Consider the following 15,688-nt stretch of genomic DNA (forward strand, 5'->3'; position numbering starts at 1 on the left):
ACCAGTCACTGCGACTGGTGTTTTTTTGCGTTCCACAAAAAAAGCTTCATTTGATTGGCTCAAATGAAGCGGCTTAAATAGTGTTTGGCCTCGAGCTCGAGTGTCGTCACGCGGTGCGCGTACAAACAAAGCTTCAGGACGTGCATGATGTTTGGATGGGTATGTCCCATCTTCTCGATCGAACGCTTCGCACGAGTGTCTAACATCTCGATCGGGCTCGTCGACTTGGCATACTCCGCGTACAAGCGGTAGAAGTCGATCGGGGAGATGAGGTCGTCCTCGTCGCGGTCGGGATTGTTGAAGATGAGTGCGAGCAGCGAGCTCGTCTCTTCGAGCGAAAACAAATGCTTCAAGTCGTCTAGCAAATAAATGATCGCAGCCTGTTGCAGTGAATATTTTTTACCGACCCGAGGGACACCGATGATTTTGCGAACTTCGCGTTTCGTCCAGTTTTGAATCGTCGTCGCGGACAAATGTTCTCCGGTCAGTGTGTTGGCCAAGGCCACGATTTGATTGATCGACAATCCGTTCTTTTCAATATGAAACAAATGGATTTTACGAAGCTCTTTCGGGAAATGCTCACGCACTTCTTCAGGAAAAAGTGAGATGGCCCGATCGACGTCACCAACCCGCATATAGTGAAGGCAATCAGCCAACGTTTGAATCGAAATTGCATCGCGCATACAGGCATCCTTTCTATAGCCGACTTCGTTCGCGGGCTATACAGTCATTTGACCTCATTCTACCAAATGTTTGAAAAGGAAGCTAGGTTCTGGCCTGATTAAGGTATAATGAATACGTATAAAAATCGCACATAAAGGTGGTCCAAGGATGAATGAATGGGTCAGTTCTATTCTGTCCATCGTCATTGTCCTGGTGTTTCTCGTCGGTCTCGAACAGATTGGCAAGCGCCTCGGCTGGACGGATGAGACAATTCGAAAGAGCGTACATATTGCGGTCGGGCATTGGTCATTGCTCGCCGTCTGGTTGATGGACACATGGTACATCGCCGCCATACCGCTCGTTTTCTTTACGTTCGCAAACGCGTGGCTTCTATATAAGAGCCCGTCTCCGGTCCATCAGACCGAGCGGAAGTCGCTCGGGACCGTCTATTACCCGATCGCACTCCTCGTCATCTTGTTCTTCTTTTTCGAGACGGAACCGCTCGCCTTTTTAGCGGGCTCGCTCGTATTGGCATGGGGAGACGGCTTAGCAGCCCTCATTGGACGCAAATACGGGACGGTGATCTATGACCTGTATGGGCAAAAGCGATCGTTCCAAGGCAGCATGGCCATGTTCTTAAGTTCGTACGCGGTACTCTTTTTATTGTTTTTGTGGAAAGATATTCCGATGTGGCAAGTGGTAACTTATGGGTTTATCATTTCTATCATAGCGACGCTAACAGAAGCGATTTCGTATCGAGATTGGGATAATTTCACAATCCCGATTGTCGTAGCCGTCGCGACATCATTATTGTTGTAAACCATTTGCTAGATTGTAAAGAAAACGTTGCTTGTCACTCTCGGTAAACATTTGTATACTGTGTTTCGTACTGAAACCATTCAGCAACGTGTCCGAGGCGAACTTTTTCGCTTGCGGCACTAATAAAATAGACCGTAAAGGATTGAGGCAACGCATGAGCTTTTTAGACCAACTACTCACAATCATCCCGGCCGAGCGCTTCAAGCAAGACGAGCCGCTGTCAGCACACACATATACAAAACTGGGCGGGAAAGCGGATTATTTCGTGGCCCCACACACGTATGAAGAAGTTCAAGCCGTCCTTGAGCTCGCCCATCGCGAGAACGTACCATTCATGATTCTCGGTTTCGGGTCCAACTTGATCGTTCGAGACGGCGGCCTGCGTGGCATCGTCTTGAACTTGAACGAGTTGAACACGATTCGCCGCGACGGCAACCGGATCATCGCCCAAGCAGGAGCGGCCATCATCGACGTGTCGCGCCAAGCGCTCACTGAAGAGCTGTCTGGACTGGAGTTCGCATGCGGTATTCCGGGAACGGTCGGAGGCGCCGTCTACATGAACGCGGGTGCCTACGGCGGCGAGACGAAAGACGTGATCGCGAGTGCGGTCGTTTTGACGCCAGACGGCGAACTGCTCACGCTCTCGAAAGATGAGCTTGACCTCGATTATCGAACGAGCCGGGTCTCAAAAGAAGGATTGATCGTCCTAGAGGCGACGTTCGAACTCGATCCGCTCGGTTATGAAGCGATCAAAGACGTGATGGACGATTTGACGCATAAGCGTGAATCGAAACAGCCACTCGAATATCCGTCATGCGGTAGTGTGTTCAAGCGCCCGCCCGGTTATTTTGCCGGTAAACTGATTCAAGATTGCGGACTGCAAGGCAAGCGCATCGGCGGGGCGGAAGTATCACTCAAGCACGCGGGCTTCATCGTCAATATCAATCAGGCGACAGCGACTGAGTACATCTCGCTCATTCGTCACGTCCAAGCGACGGTCAAACAGAAGTTTGAGATTGAACTTGAACCTGAGGTGAAAATCATCGGTGAAGACATCGCCGTTGAAAACGCATAAACATACGAAAGACGCCCGAACGGGATTTTCCGTTCGGGCGTCTTTCTGTCCGCATATTTCGGATGTGTTCGATTACGCGTGGAGCTGCTTCGTGACGGCTTCAGAAGCCGGTACGAACGTGTAGCCGAGGTCACGGGCGACGGCTTCGTATGTGACCGTACCGTCGATGACGTTCAACCCTTTGAGGAGCGCTGCATTTTCGCGAAGCGCCGGGAAGATTCCTTTTTGAGCGCACTCGACGATATAAGGCATCGTCGCGTTCGTCAAACCGAGCGTCGACGTGCGCGGGACCGCCCCTGGCATGTTGGCGACGGCATAGTGCTGCACACCGTAGCGTTCGTACGTCGGTGCGTCATGCGTCGTAATATGATCGATCGTCTCACAGATCCCACCTTGGTCGATGGCGACATCAACGATGACGGACCCCGGTGACATTTGTTGCACCATCTCTTTCGTGACGAGCTTAGGTGCTTTCGCGCCCGGGATGAGGACGGCACCGATGACGAGATCGCTTTCGGCGACTTGCTTCGCGATATTATAGCGGTTCGAGATGAGCGTGTTGATCGTGTTCCCGAACTGGTCGTCGATTTGGCGGAGACGAGCCGGGCTGATGTCCATGATTGTCACGTTGGCTCCGAGACCAATGGCGATGCGGGCCGCGTTCATCCCGACGACACCGCCCCCGATGACGGTGACGTTCGCACGAGGCACTCCAGGAAGACCTGACAAGAGGATCCCTTTGCCGCCATGCGGTTTTTCTAAAATTTGCGCCCCGATTTGAGCAGCCATCCGTCCTGCGACTTCGCTCATCGGTGTGAGCAGCGGAAGCGTGCGGTCGACTTCGACCGTCTCGTAGGCGATGGCGGTCATGCCTGAATCGACGAGCGCTTTCGTGAGTTCAGGTTCGGCCGCTAAATGTAAATACGTGAAGAGCGTAAGGTCTGAACGGAAATATTGATACTCTGACGGCTGTGGCTCTTTTACTTTCAAGGCGAGTTCAACGTCTCCCCAAACGTCCTGTGCTGAATCGACGATGCTTGCCCCAGCGTCGATGTACTCCATATTCGTGAAGCCGCTCCCGATGCCGGCTCCCGTCTCGACGAGCACCTCGTGTCCGAGTTCCGTCAAGACTGATGCACCCATCGGCGTCAACGCGACGCGGTTTTCGTTATTTTTAATCTCTTTCAGTACCCCGATTTTCATGTGTAATTCCCCTTTCTATCTGCTGACACAATTTGTTCACACCTCTAGTATAGACCCAAGTGAAATCGCTGTCTTTAGCATGGATTCTAAAAGCGACAACCCCCACTTTGTGATTTTTCACAAAGTGGGGGTCAGTCGTCTTGACGATATTGTCCGGCCTTGATCGCTAAATAAATAGCGGCCCGTTCCGGGAGCGAGACTTGGGTGATGCTCGTCAGTTCTTCGATCCGTCGAATCCGATACAAGACCGTGTTCGGATGGATATGGAGGTGGGCGGCGACTCGTTTGACGTTCCCGTCAAAATAGAAATACCATTCAAGCGTCGTCACGAGTTCGGTGCGGTGGACTTGGTCATACGCCTGCAACCGTTCGATCGTCGGGTGCGTCTCGAGGCGCAGGCCGATTCGTCTGGACAAATCGGGGACGAGTTGATAGATGCCAATTTGTTCGAACGCCCGGGCACTAGCGAGCTCGAACGGGAACTTCCGGCGTAGCGATGTGACCCGTCTTGCTTCCTCGGTCGCGGCATAGAGCGTATCGCTTTCGAAGAAACGCCCGCTAATCCCGAGGCGAGGTTCGGCGTCAGTGAACTTGTCTTGAAGCTGGGTCTCGAAGCGACCGGCCCACTGGAGGAGGGCGCCCTCTTCTTCAGACAGCTCGGACTTCATATAATGCCAGACGAGCAGTTGTTGGCCGTCGATAGCGTGGAGGACGACCTCGATCGCTTCTTGTGTCGCAAGCGCATAAAATAACCGCTCAGCGAATTGCGGAGTGATCGGCTGCAAGCAGTCGATGATCGTCAGGCGACTCGCGACGGCAATCGGGGCAAGTTCGTTCAAGCGTTCCCGATGTGCGGAAGCGAGGTATGGCGAAGCGAGCACTTCTAAAAAGAAACGCTCGAGTTCGGCATCGATGCGACGTTCGTGCATGGCGATCGTCATGAGCAGTTTCTTGGCAATACTTGCCCCTTCCTTCAAGACGGTGAGCTCCTGCTCGGAGAAAGGGGTCGTCCGGGCCAGGCTCCAAATGTAGCCGAGCACGTCTTCTTGCTGCTTGATGACGACGGCGGCGCGCTCGCCGAGACCGATGGCCATCCGGGCCGGGATGACGACAGGCTCGTCTCGGTCGATCAGCTCTTGCAGGATACCGCTTTCCCACAAATCTTCGATGACGGCTTCCGGGACGCGACGGCCGATGATGGTCGCGATCCTAGCCGGGTCGGTCGAGTCGGGATGCGTGCTATAGGCGAGTAGCTGATGGTGGCGATTTTCGATCGTGATCGGTGCGCGGATCGCTTGCCCGATCGCTTCGGCAAGCGTGTCGAGTGATTCATATGATTTCTGTAAAAAAGGCATGTCGATTCCTCCTCTCTATCACTATACCGTCTCTGTTGTGAAAGTTCACAAAAAGATGGACAGTTTTTGAGAGGGGACCGACATGCCTGGACATGTGTATCGTTTTACATTGGGAAAAATAGTCCGACGACGAGGCCAAGCAATGCGCCGACGATGACTTGGTACGGTGTATGGCCGACGAGTTCGTTCAAGATCGGCGTGTCGTGCTTGATCCCTTTAAAATAGTCGTTCAATAGACGGGCTTGGAAACCAACGGCTTGACGGACGCCGGTCGCGTCGTACATGACGATCGTCGCGAACGTGAGCGCGAGGGCGAACATGCTTGAGTCGAGGCCTTCAGCCCGGCCGATCGCGGTCGCGAGCGCGACGACGGTCGAGGTGTGGGAGCTTGGCATTCCGCCTGAGGCGAACATGATTTCAAGTTCAAAGTCACGTGTTCGAATGAGTTCGGTCACAAGTTTGGCCGCCTGGGCGATAAACCAGGCCAGTATTGCGGCGAGTAACGGTTCGTTAAAGAGCAATTCAGTCACTTCCTGTCTGACAATAGTATCTACACTATACCCGATTCCATGCCGCGCTAGACGTAAAGTTTCTGTCAAAAATAGCGTCGCGGGCATTTGCCCGCGACGCTATTCGGTCGATTTTTGTTACCCGACGACGCCTTCAGTCTCTTGAAGTTTTTCCGCGATGTTCTCGATGATAAAGCGGTTGCGTGGATGCTCCTGACACTCTTTCGAGCATGAACGCATCTGTTTCGGCTCACACTCTTCACAACAGAAGTGTTGGGCGTTACATACCGGGTTGGCACAATTAACGTAACGGACCGTCTTCGTTCCGCAGTGCATACATGCTGAAACGACTGACGGATTGACCGTGTTGACCGGGACGTTGATGCGCTCGTCAAAGACGTAAAGCTCGCCGTCCCAGTTTTCACCTTGCGTCGCTTCGTCCTTGCCGTACATGGCGACGCCGCCTTTTAAATGGAAGATGTTGTCGTGACCTTGGTCACGCATATATGCGGTAAATTTCTCGCAACGGACGCCTCCGGTACAGTACGTGAGAAGTGTTTTCCCTTCGTAGAGGTCTTTGTTCTCCTCGAGCCAGTCTGGCATGTAACGAGAAGCCTCTACGTCGATTTTGATCGCATTTTTGAAGTGACCAAGATCGTACTCGTAGTTGTTACGAACGTCGAGGATGACGACATCATCGCGATTCATCATCTCTTTCCATTCTTCCGGTTCGAGATACGCACCGTGTTGTTTAGGCACGTCGAACTCGCCATCAAAGCGCCACGTCACGAGCTCTTGTTTGTGACGGACAAAGATTTTCTTGAAAGCATGCTCTTCGACTTCATCGATTTTGAACTCGATGTCGCTGAAGTATGGATCGGCTTTCAAGTCGTTCATGTACTGTTCGGTTTGTTCCCAAGTGCCCGAGCACGTCCCGTTGATTCCTTCGGAAGAAATCAAGATACGTCCTTTGATCCCGAGGTCCTTACAATACTTGAGGTGTTGTTGTGTCAGTGTTTCTGGGTCCTCGATGTTGACGTACTTATAGTACAGTAAGACCCGCATTGGTTTTGTTTCCATGTTATTGCTCCCCTGTGTTCAGTTTTTTGCAGGAAAACGAACGTTGGGTTGTGTCGTTCGACGAATGAACTTGCCTGCAACCACAAGTCCATTATTATATGATAGATATCACAGTGAAATTTCGCAAATACTTTTTATTTTTTTTTGAGGAGGGCAGGGGGATGCGTCCTCTTGAACGAATTCGGGTAAAAGGTAGTAACGAAAGCCGAAGGTGGAAACTGAAATGCTCACATCACTCCAACAATATATATTGAACATCATCGAATGGCTCCAAGGACTGCCGGGAGGTCCTTGGGCTGGACTCGGGGCCCCGTTCCTGGAAGCGATTTTCCCGTTCCTCCCGCTCGTCTTGATCATCTCGGCGAACGCGGCCACGTATGGCTTCTGGCTCGGTGTGCTCTTATCGTGGATCGGCAGTTTGGCAGGGACGCTCCTCGTGTTCGCCGCCGTCCGATACGTGTTCCGCAAACCGATGACGCGTTGGCTCGAAAAACATAAACAGGGTGTCTATTGGCTCGATCGCATCAACCATATGAGTCCAATCTCGCTCGGATTCTTATATTCGTTGCCGTTCATCCCGGTCAGTTTGATCACGTACTTACTCGCCTTGATTCAAATGCCGCTCCGGACGTTCGTATTGGCGGCCGGATTCGGGAAACTGCTCGTCGTCGTCATCTTCTCGGTCATCGGTGATCAGTGGCAAGAGTTCATCCAAAGCCCGTTCCGCTTGTCGATGCTCGGCTTGCTCTTGCTCGTATTGTGGGCGATCAGCCGGGGTCTCGAAGAACTTCTCAAACGGCGCGCTTTCAAAAAACGGAACGAAGAGCTCAAACGTAAACGTGAAGCGAGAACATAAAAATCCTCGAAGGCGACCGCCTTCGAGGATTTTTGCTTAGTTGGTTTTTTTGAAACGTGGGAAGTTGAAGACGATCGCCAAGCCTCCGCAAATGAACAGGAGGAACGGATAGAACATATACGGGACGAGGGCGGGGGACGCCGTGTTCGTCAACTCGGCGGCGATGAGGAGCTGCGCCCCGTAAGGCAGAAGTCCTTGTACCCCGCACGAGAAGATGTCGAGTACGCTCGCTGACTTTTTCCGTTCGATGTCATACGTATCGGCGATATTCGCGGCAAGCGGGCCTGCTACGAGAATCGAGATCGTATTGTTCGCCGTCGCGACGTTCGTCGCACTGACGAGCCCGGCGATGCTCCATTCCGCACCAGCCCGGCGTTGAATCCGTGACGTGAGTGCGTCTCGTAAATAGGTGAGTCCACCGTTATGCGAGATGAGTCCGACGAGTCCGCCCATGAATAACGTCAAGAGCGAGATCTCGGCCATGCCCATCATGCCGTCGGCCATCGCCGTGACGTAAGACGTGACGGCCAAGCTTCCGTCAATCAGCCCGATGATGCCAGCGAGCGCGATGCCGCCGAGCAAAACGAGGATGACGTTCAGTCCGGTCAAGGCGAGGACGATGACGGCGAGATACGGAATCAACTTGTACCATTCGAACGCGGCCACTTCAATCGTCGACTCTCCGCTTGAGAGAACGGCTAACAGGACGGTCGTGATGATTGCGGCCGGGAGCACGATCCAAAAGTTGGTCCGGAACTTGTCGCGCATGTTCGTCCGTTGTGTCCGGACGGCGGCGATCGTCGTATCCGAGATGAACGACAAATTGTCTCCGAACATGGCCCCGCCGACAACGGCCGCGGCCGCGATCGCGATATTGACCCCGCTCTCTTGATGGATGCCGAGCGCGATCGGGGCGAGCGCGGCAATCGTACCGGTCGATGTGCCCATCGCCATCGAGATGAAAGCGGCGATGACGAACAGTCCGCTCAGTAAGAGTGACGGTGGCAGGAACGTCAAGGCCGCATTGACCGTCGCGTCAATCGCACCGATTGCACCGGCGACGCTCGAGAACGCACCGGCGAGCAGGAAGATGAATATCATGATCAAGATGCCTGGATTACCGGCACCTTGGGCGATGCGCTCAACGGTCTGAGTGACGCTTCCTTTCGTCATCATCGCAGCGACAATTAAAGCGATCAACGCCGCGATCAGCACCGGGAACTTGTAAAAGTCGCCATAATAAATACCCGCCCCGATGAAGAAGACGAGGAAGACGAGCAAGGGCAAGAGTGCCCATTTGTTAGCTGTTGGTTGTTCCAATCGATTCACCTCATTTCATAGAGTAGAAAAAAAGAGCCTTCCGAAAAAGGCTCTCTCTGTAAGAGACACCCTTTTCATCTTTCGAGCAGAACGCTCGCTGGATTTGGCACAGGTTACCCGCTGCCGAGACATCTAAGGGCCAGTCCCTCCGTCTCTCTTGATAAAAAGTCGTCATGATGTAGTTGTTAGACACGTTTCCTAACGTACCTGTTTCAAATCGGGTTGTCAACAGAAATCCCCCTGCGCCAGTGGACGCGGGGGGAAGTCATGTCGTCAAAAAGTTGTAATGGGCGACGCGGTTACGACCGGCGTACTTGCCGCCGACGTAAAGGGCCCGGTCAGCGTTACGAATCGTATCATCAAGCCGTTTGTCGCCGAACGCTTGAATCGTATCGACACCGATCGAGGCGGTCACGGGAATATCGACCCCATCGACACGGAACGGCTTATCTTCAATCTTCTGCCGAATCCGTTCGGCGATATCGACGGCTTGGTCGACGTCGCAATGATTGAGCAGCAAGATGAACTCCTCGCCCCCGTAACGGGCCGCAAAGTCATCGGTCCGGAGCATTTGCCGGATTCGCCGCCCGAACTCTTGGAGCACGCTGTCTCCGACTTGGTGACCGTGCGTGTCATTGATTTTTTTAAAGAAGTCGATGTCGAGCATCGCGACCGAGATCGGGTACATCGAGCCGTCCGAGATTTGTTGAATCCCATACTCGTAGAACGCGCGCGCATTGGCGAGCAGCGTCAAGCTATCGGTGCGGCTTTCCGTGTATAGGCGGTCGCGTTCGTGGCATCGGCTGATCGTTCGGTTGAACGATTTCAACAGTTTTACCATCTCGTTTTGAATGATGGGCGGATAGCCATAGACGTGTTCACCGATCATGACGATACGTGTGCGAATCCCGTCAATCTCTTCTGACTGGACCGAGATGAAGCTGTGGTAATCGTCATGAAACGCATCTGACAACGCTGCGTCCCATTCGAAGCGCATCTCATAATCGACAGACTTGGCGTGTGGATGGCGCGCTTCCATCAAGTCGAAGACGAGCGGACGGTCGATCGGCTGTCGCGTCAACAAATCGAAATAGAGCGTTCGGTCGAACAGGACGAACTCGACAAACCCTTTATCATATTGGTTGAGGCGCTCACATTGACTCAAGAACACTTCAATCGCCTGGGCCTCGCTTTGAGACAGGGAGACGGCCTCTTTCGCTTCATCGTACTGTTCGATCAATGACTTGAACGCGTCTTGGCGCCCTTTTTGAATCATCAACCGCTTAATAAAGAACGTGAGGGCGGCCGCGATGCTGCTGACGACGAGCAAGTTCGTCTCACGGAAGAACGACGCGGCGAAGATGAAGACCAAACTGACGATGTATGTGTAAAACGCGATGCTCAAAAAATCACGGACCGGGATATCGACGCGGAACCACCAGCCGACCTGATACTTCTGGACGACCGTGTTCAAAATGATGGCAATGATCAGACCGACGAGCGGAACGAACGAATCCTGCGAATAGAAGCCAAGACCAGTTTCACCTCCGAGGGCCAAGTAAACACTTGCCGGGATGGCGATTTCTAAAAATGACGTGATCGCGTTCCAAGGATAAGTGAACCGAAAGCGGCGGAGCGCGACGCGCGGTTTTAGGTTGGCGAACTGAAAGACGAGAAGTCCGATTTGGTTGACGAGGAGCGCCGTCTCAAAATCAAAGAATAAAAAGATGATGAGGACGATGCTTTCTGAAAACGTGAAATAAATGCCTTTTCGTTCAATCGAGTCCATTTGGAAAATGACGACGAGCAGCGCGATCAAGATGAACGGAAGCGGCTCGATCGCCGGAATATCAAGAACACCGGTTGTAAACAAGGTGATGGTCAGTAAAACGATCAAACTCCAAATGCTCCAACCGAGGACGGACATTTTGCGAAAATGATTCATAGTTCCCTCCTGTGTGGGAAAAGTCTTCTCATATGTATGGTAGGAGATTCGGCACGGTTGCGCCCAAGTCCTGCCTATTCATCATAATGGCTGAATTCTAGCATTGAGTCTACATCAAATATCCTCTATAATGAAGTTGCTTTTCAACCACATAGACGAAAGTCGATGAAAAAGAGAGTAACGATCGTTTAGTCAACAAAGCGACCTAGGGATTGGTGAGAGCCTAGGCTGACAAACATCGCGAAACGCACTTTTGAGATGCTATCCGAAGCGAGTAGGCGTAGCCGGGGGCCCCCCGTTATCACCGTTAAAGTGGTCTGTGTAAAGCAGGCAAGAAGAGTGGTACCGCGGGCCAACCCGTCTCTTTGCATCTGTGCAAAGGGCGTTTTTTTTATGACTAGATTTGAAGGAGGAAATTTACATGAGTTATGAACGCAAGTATGCGGAGGCTCTGTCACGTGTCATCGGTGACGAACTCACGCTCGACCAGATTGAGGCATTGATTGAAAAACCAAAACATGAGGCGCACGGGGATCTCGCGTTCCCATGCTTCCAACTCGCCAAGGCGTACCGGAAAGCGCCGGTCATGATTGCGACTGACATCGCCGGTGAATTGAACGACGAACTGTTCACAAAAGTTGAAGCGGCCGGTCCATATGTGAACGTCTTCTTGAGCCGTGACGTCGTCTCGCAGGAAATCATTAACACGGTTCTCGACGAGCAAGCGGATTACGCGACGCATGCGACACGCAACGAGACGATTGTCACGGACTTCTCGTCACCTAACATCGCCAAACCGTTCTCGATGGGACACTTGCGCTCGACGGTCATCGGTAACGCCATCAACCAGATCGCTCGCAAAAACGGCTACAACGTCGTCGGTGTCAACCACCTCGGCGACTGGGGTACACAATTCGGGAAACTCATGGTCGCTTATAAGAAGTGGGGCGATGAGGAAGCGGTCCGGGCAAATCCGATCGCTGAGCTCTTAAAGCTATACGTTCACTTCCATGAAGAAGTGAAAACTCAGCCTGAGCTTGAAGACGAGGGCCGTGCTTGGTTCAAAAAGCTCGAGGACGGTAACGTTGAAGCGACCGAACTGTGGACGTGGTTCCGTGACGAGTCGCTCAAAGAGTTCCAAAAAGTATACGATCTCCTCGGTGTCGAGTTTGACAGCTTCCACGGTGAAGCGTTCTACAACGACAAGATGGACCGGATCGTCGCCATGCTCGAAGAGAAGAACCTGCTCGTCGAGAGTGAAGGGGCGATGGTCGTCTCGCTTGAAGACGAGAACTTGCCACCTTGCCTGATCACAAAGAAAGACGGCGCGACGCTTTACGCGACACGTGATTTGGCTGCGGCCGTCTATCGTCATGAGACGTACAAATTCGTCCAAGCGAACTACGTCGTCGGTGGCGAGCAGGCGCTCCACTTCAAACAGTTGTTCTCGGTACTCCGCAAGCTCGGTTACGACTTCGTCGACGGCATGCACCACGTACCGTTCGGCTTGATCTTGCAAGAAGGGAAGAAGATGTCGACACGTAAAGGCCGCATCGTCCTACTTGAAGAAGTATTGAAAGAAGCGATCGAGAAAGCGCAAGCGAACATCGAACAGAAGAACCCTGAGCTTCCAAACGCAGAGAACGTGGCTCGTATGGTCGGCGTCGGCGCCGTCATCTTCCACGATTTGAAGAATGAGCGCATCAACAACATCGAGTTCGACCTCGACAGCATGCTCAAGTTCGAAGGGGAGACGGGACCTTACGTGCAGTACACGAACGCACGGGCGAACTCGCTCCTCCGTAAAGGCAACTACGACGGTTCGACGTTCGCAGGTGCGAACGACGACCACACGTGGGGCGTCGTGACGATGCTCAACGCGTTCCCACACGTCATCACGCGTGCTCATGAGCGCCGTGAGCCGTCGATCATCAGCCGTTATGTCCTCGACTTGGCGCAATCGTTCAACAAGTATTATGGCCACGTCCGTGTGCTTGAAGAAGATGCGGGCAAACAATCGCGTCTCGCGCTCGTCAAAGCCGTGACGATCGTCTTGACGGAAGGACTCCGTTTAATCGGTGTCCAAGCTCCAGAAGAAATGTAAATAAAAACATTCCGAACGCTGAAGTGACCCCTGAAAGTTAGACACGGTTATTTCATTTAGGCTGCGTGAACGAACTGGGTCCGGTACTACACCGGGCTCAGTTTTAATTTTGCCTTGATTCATCTTGCATTGTAATCATCTATATAAACGTGAAAAAGGGATGAATTCATCCCTTTTTCACAATCTTTTTTCGATTTCCATTCCAATCTCAAGGTATGCTTTTGTCCAATGGAAAGGCTGGATTTCTTCTAATTTTTTGTAGATTAATTCGTTCTTGTCTGAAGTTATTGCCGCCTTTACTTGTGAACCCCAGTAATAAAGTCTTTCTTGGCAGACGCCGCATGGTGTGAGCACTTTGAAGTTAGCGTTTTCATCATCACGAACGACGCATATCGAATGAGTCACTTTAGAGTTTAGCTTATGAGCTTCTAGGATTGCCCCAGTCTCCATACATAATTCGGTTGAAGCGTTAATAACTTCTGGCGATACGCTTATTAGCACATCACCTTGATCCGTATACATAGCTGCAGCACCGCCCCAACCGACAGGGTATCGTTGTTTGATAAATGCTACAGTAGCGTCGTAAAGTTCCTTCTCAATGTTCAAATCAATTTCCTCCTGTAGAAAAATACCATTTTATCCTTCGTTTGAAATATTATCATATTATTTTTGAGATGGGATTTTCTTCAAGCATCTTGATCTTGTTTTTAATAGTATGGAAGAGATAAAGGTTCAAAGAGTATAAGGTGCAATTACTATCACTTTCTATGATAGACCAGATAAAACCTAGCGTTTTCATGATGTCATCAAAAGTGGCATATATTGTGCCATTCTAAGTTGGCGCACGACATCGTTAATAAACGACTTCTTCTAAAGGCAATCCTTTCCAAATGTCGAAAGTTAGTGTATCGGTTTACTTTGATTCAGCTCTTAACGTGATTTATTCACCGATAAGTTAACTCGATTGAGGAGAGGGATAGAAGAATGCTTGAGAAGATATTAAAACATAGTTGGAACGCATTTTCGGGTCTATTCGTATTGCGATGTTCGGTTCGGTTGACGATTGGCCGAGTGCTTTTCTCCGAAACGAAATACTTCGTTCGTAAGTGCACGTACAAGGAGAGAACCATATGAAAAAAGTACTTCAAAAAAAGAGTAAGAAGGCGACATACACAGGTTTATTGATATTTATTGTACTTGTAGTTGCAATCGTTCCGACCCTGATCAATGAGTATAGTGAAATGAAAATTCAACATACAAAACAAGTGTCAACTGAATCTATGACGATGACCAAAGACGAAATATACAAATTGGAACGTCAACAGAGAGAACTAGCAAATCAATATGAAGAAAATCATGAGTGGTTGTACGATGAAATAAAAGACGTAGCACCACTTATAGAGTTTGGCTATGATTTTATGTACGATCACCCTGAGTATGACAAATTAAAAATAACATATCCTAAAACGACATATAAAATTGATGGAAAGAATGTAACTTTTATTTCTAATGAAGGTAAGATTATCCGAGCACATACTCAAGAGGGTTGGGAAAATGTACAAGTAAAATAAATCATCCTTAAAATGAACTGCACCTTTGATTGTTAGATGTGTCTAACAATCAAAGGTGCAGTTCGCATGCGTTCGGAGTGTTTTTATGCTTTCATCCGCGTAACTGTTCGCGTCTTCGTATCATACAGACACCATTCCCGGTCGAAGATGACGGCGCCGACGTTGATGACGTAGCGCTTCTTCTTCAACTTGAACGGTGTCCCGATTTCCCAGGGAATCGAGCGGCCTTTCCGGTAGATGCCCGGAATATGACTATGCCCGATGAAGACGAGCGGGTACTTGCCTTTTTCGACGATCGGCTCCCAGTCGGCGCTCCACTCGATTTGGTGACCATGTAAGAACAGCGCCTCATCGAGTGTCGTCTGTTCAGGCAATAATGAGATGCGGGTCTTGACAGGGTGCGACACGATGAGCACTTCGTCAATCCGTTCTTCTTGGTTGCCGCGCAGGCTCGGGAACGTCAAGAGCGCCTCATACTGCTCGTCAAACGTCATGACGTCAGAGACGTCATGAAACCGTTCGTTGCGCCGTTTTTTGCCGATATGGCACTCGTACAAGTCGCCGAGGCAGAGGATGTGCTCGGTCTCGCGCCTGACCGCCTTGAGGACGGCTTTCAAATCATCAAACGAACCGTGCGGGTCACTGATGATGGCGAGTTTCATCGGTAGTTCGTGAACTGGGCATCGACCGATAACTCGAGCTCACGGACGAGTTGCATGACCGCTTGTAGGTCATCCCGTGACTTGGCCGTCACACGAATTTGATCGTCTTGAATTTGCGATTTCACTTTCAACTTCGACTCTTTGATGGCGTTGTTGATCTTCTTGGCATCGTCTTTGTCGATTCCGCTCTTCAACTTGACACGTTGACGGACGGTACCGCCGAGTGCGCGTTCGATTTTTTGATAGTCGAGGTTTTTCGTCGGCACGCCGCGCTTGATCAACTTCGAGATCATGACGTCTTTTAATTGTTCGAGTTTGTAATCGTCATCTGAGACGAGGACGAGGTCACCGTTATCGAGTGACATCTCACTCTTCGACCCTTTAAAGTCGTAACGGTTCAAAATTTCTTTTTCGGCGATTTGGATCGCGTTTTTCACTTCTTCGAGGTTCATTTCTGACACGATATCAAAAGAATTGTCTTTTGCCATGTTTCATCCATCCTTTGTATGGGTTTTGTTATAATGAT

At 51.0% G+C, this 15,688-nt stretch carries 15 protein-coding genes, 1 riboswitch and 1 other annotated feature; of the genes, 5 read left to right on the forward strand and 10 right to left on the reverse strand.

Annotated features, from left to right (window positions below; genetic code table 11):
- Positions 1-59: 59 nt before the first annotated feature.
- Positions 60-683, reverse strand: a complete 624-nt coding sequence (locus EVJ29_RS12070; RefSeq protein WP_070329188.1) for a DUF1836 domain-containing protein — start codon at positions 681-683, stop codon at positions 60-62.
- A 148-nt stretch (positions 684-831) separates the two neighbouring features.
- Between EVJ29_RS12070 and EVJ29_RS12075 the strand changes: the two genes are divergently transcribed.
- A complete protein-coding gene (locus tag EVJ29_RS12075) occupies positions 832-1,482 on the forward strand; it encodes a diacylglycerol/polyprenol kinase family protein (RefSeq protein ID WP_070329189.1) in 651 nt (216 codons plus the stop codon).
- Positions 1,483-1,636: 154 nt separating this feature from the next.
- Positions 1,637-2,557: a UDP-N-acetylmuramate dehydrogenase gene (gene murB, locus EVJ29_RS12080; protein WP_131490612.1), complete on the forward strand. Its 921-nt coding sequence runs from the start codon at positions 1,637-1,639 to the stop codon at positions 2,555-2,557.
- Between the two features lie 72 nt (positions 2,558-2,629).
- On the opposite strand, the gene ald is transcribed toward murB, so the two are convergent.
- The 4 genes from ald to trhO all read right to left on the reverse strand — a co-directional run bounded on the left by ald (position 2,630) and on the right by trhO (position 6,704).
- Positions 2,630-3,760 (reverse strand): alanine dehydrogenase, encoded by a 1,131-nt coding sequence (ald, locus tag EVJ29_RS12085; protein ID WP_071398884.1) that lies wholly within the window; start codon positions 3,758-3,760, stop codon positions 2,630-2,632.
- A 131-nt stretch (positions 3,761-3,891) separates the two neighbouring features.
- Entirely contained in the window at positions 3,892-5,115 is a 1,224-nt protein-coding gene (locus tag EVJ29_RS12090) for a PucR family transcriptional regulator (RefSeq protein ID WP_131465989.1), read from the reverse strand.
- 104 nt (positions 5,116-5,219) lie between these two features.
- Positions 5,220-5,645, reverse strand: coding sequence for a divergent PAP2 family protein (locus tag EVJ29_RS12095; protein WP_070329193.1), 426 nt, complete (start codon positions 5,643-5,645; stop codon positions 5,220-5,222).
- A 117-nt stretch (positions 5,646-5,762) separates the two neighbouring features.
- The gene (gene trhO / locus EVJ29_RS12100) at positions 5,763-6,704 is read right to left on the reverse strand and encodes an oxygen-dependent tRNA uridine(34) hydroxylase TrhO (protein ID WP_070329194.1); all 942 of its coding nucleotides are present in this window, start codon (positions 6,702-6,704) and stop codon (positions 5,763-5,765) included.
- A 223-nt stretch (positions 6,705-6,927) separates the two neighbouring features.
- On the opposite strand from trhO, the gene EVJ29_RS12105 reads away from it, so the two are divergent.
- Entirely contained in the window at positions 6,928-7,560 is a 633-nt protein-coding gene (locus EVJ29_RS12105; RefSeq protein ID WP_131441650.1) for a TVP38/TMEM64 family protein, read from the forward strand.
- Between the two features lie 36 nt (positions 7,561-7,596).
- Here EVJ29_RS12105 and EVJ29_RS12110 read toward each other — a convergent pair whose 3' ends face one another.
- Positions 7,597-8,880, reverse strand: a complete 1,284-nt coding sequence (locus EVJ29_RS12110) for a Na+/H+ antiporter NhaC family protein (RefSeq protein WP_070329196.1) — start codon at positions 8,878-8,880, stop codon at positions 7,597-7,599.
- A gap of 71 nt (positions 8,881-8,951) precedes the next feature.
- Positions 8,952-9,047: riboswitch (SAM riboswitch) on the reverse strand.
- A 98-nt stretch (positions 9,048-9,145) separates the two neighbouring features.
- Entirely contained in the window at positions 9,146-10,825 is a 1,680-nt protein-coding gene (locus EVJ29_RS12115; protein WP_236633531.1) for a GGDEF domain-containing protein, read from the reverse strand.
- Positions 10,826-10,981: 156 nt separating this feature from the next.
- Positions 10,982-11,193 (forward strand) — a binding site (T-box leader).
- A gap of 53 nt (positions 11,194-11,246) precedes the next feature.
- On the opposite strand from EVJ29_RS12115, the gene argS reads away from it, so the two are divergent.
- A complete protein-coding gene (gene argS / locus EVJ29_RS12120; protein ID WP_131490613.1) occupies positions 11,247-12,929 on the forward strand; it encodes an arginine--tRNA ligase in 1,683 nt (560 codons plus the stop codon).
- 177 nt (positions 12,930-13,106) lie between these two features.
- Here argS and EVJ29_RS12125 read toward each other — a convergent pair whose 3' ends face one another.
- On the reverse strand, positions 13,107-13,535 hold the full coding sequence (locus EVJ29_RS12125; RefSeq protein ID WP_131490614.1) for a cytidine deaminase: 429 nt from the start codon (positions 13,533-13,535) through the stop codon (positions 13,107-13,109).
- A gap of 524 nt (positions 13,536-14,059) precedes the next feature.
- Between EVJ29_RS12125 and EVJ29_RS12130 the strand changes: the two genes are divergently transcribed.
- Positions 14,060-14,500 (forward strand): hypothetical protein, encoded by a 441-nt coding sequence (locus EVJ29_RS12130; RefSeq protein WP_131490615.1) that lies wholly within the window; start codon positions 14,060-14,062, stop codon positions 14,498-14,500.
- An 83-nt stretch (positions 14,501-14,583) separates the two neighbouring features.
- Here EVJ29_RS12130 and EVJ29_RS12135 read toward each other — a convergent pair whose 3' ends face one another.
- Together EVJ29_RS12135 and EVJ29_RS12140 are read right to left on the reverse strand one after the other, a co-directional pair.
- Positions 14,584-15,162 (reverse strand): metallophosphoesterase family protein, encoded by a 579-nt coding sequence (locus EVJ29_RS12135; protein ID WP_070329198.1) that lies wholly within the window; start codon positions 15,160-15,162, stop codon positions 14,584-14,586.
- Complete coding sequence (locus EVJ29_RS12140) at positions 15,159-15,650, reverse strand: YajQ family cyclic di-GMP-binding protein (protein WP_034780837.1); 492 nt, start codon at positions 15,648-15,650, stop codon at positions 15,159-15,161. The genes EVJ29_RS12135 and EVJ29_RS12140 overlap by 4 nt, the downstream gene beginning before the upstream one ends.
- Between the last annotated feature and the right edge of the window lie 38 nt (positions 15,651-15,688).

The sequence above is a fragment of the Exiguobacterium sp. SH4S7 genome, assembly GCF_004336795.1.
GTDB classification, from domain to species: domain Bacteria; phylum Bacillota; class Bacilli; order Exiguobacteriales; family Exiguobacteriaceae; genus Exiguobacterium; species Exiguobacterium aurantiacum_A.

Excerpts from the sequence above, each read along its gene's own strand:
- EVJ29_RS12070 (WP_070329188.1), bottom strand. The coding sequence starts at position 683 with ATGCGCGATGCAATTTCGATTCAAACGTTGGCTGATTGCCTTCACTAT.
- EVJ29_RS12075 (WP_070329189.1), top strand. The coding sequence starts at position 832 with ATGAATGAATGGGTCAGTTCTATTCTGTCCATCGTCATTGTCCTGGTG.
- murB (WP_131490612.1), top strand. The coding sequence starts at position 1,637 with ATGAGCTTTTTAGACCAACTACTCACAATCATCCCGGCCGAGCGCTTC.
- ald (WP_071398884.1), bottom strand. The coding sequence starts at position 3,760 with ATGAAAATCGGGGTACTGAAAGAGATTAAAAATAACGAAAACCGCGTC.
- EVJ29_RS12090 (WP_131465989.1), bottom strand. The coding sequence starts at position 5,115 with ATGCCTTTTTTACAGAAATCATATGAATCACTCGACACGCTTGCCGAA.
- trhO (WP_070329194.1), bottom strand. The coding sequence starts at position 6,704 with ATGGAAACAAAACCAATGCGGGTCTTACTGTACTATAAGTACGTCAAC.
- EVJ29_RS12105 (WP_131441650.1), top strand. The coding sequence starts at position 6,928 with ATGCTCACATCACTCCAACAATATATATTGAACATCATCGAATGGCTC.
- EVJ29_RS12115 (WP_236633531.1), bottom strand. The coding sequence starts at position 10,825 with ATGAATCATTTTCGCAAAATGTCCGTCCTCGGTTGGAGCATTTGGAGT.
- argS (WP_131490613.1), top strand. The coding sequence starts at position 11,247 with ATGAGTTATGAACGCAAGTATGCGGAGGCTCTGTCACGTGTCATCGGT.
- EVJ29_RS12130 (WP_131490615.1), top strand. The coding sequence starts at position 14,060 with ATGAAAAAAGTACTTCAAAAAAAGAGTAAGAAGGCGACATACACAGGT.
- EVJ29_RS12135 (WP_070329198.1), bottom strand. The coding sequence starts at position 15,162 with ATGAAACTCGCCATCATCAGTGACCCGCACGGTTCGTTTGATGATTTG.
- EVJ29_RS12140 (WP_034780837.1), bottom strand. The coding sequence starts at position 15,650 with ATGGCAAAAGACAATTCTTTTGATATCGTGTCAGAAATGAACCTCGAA.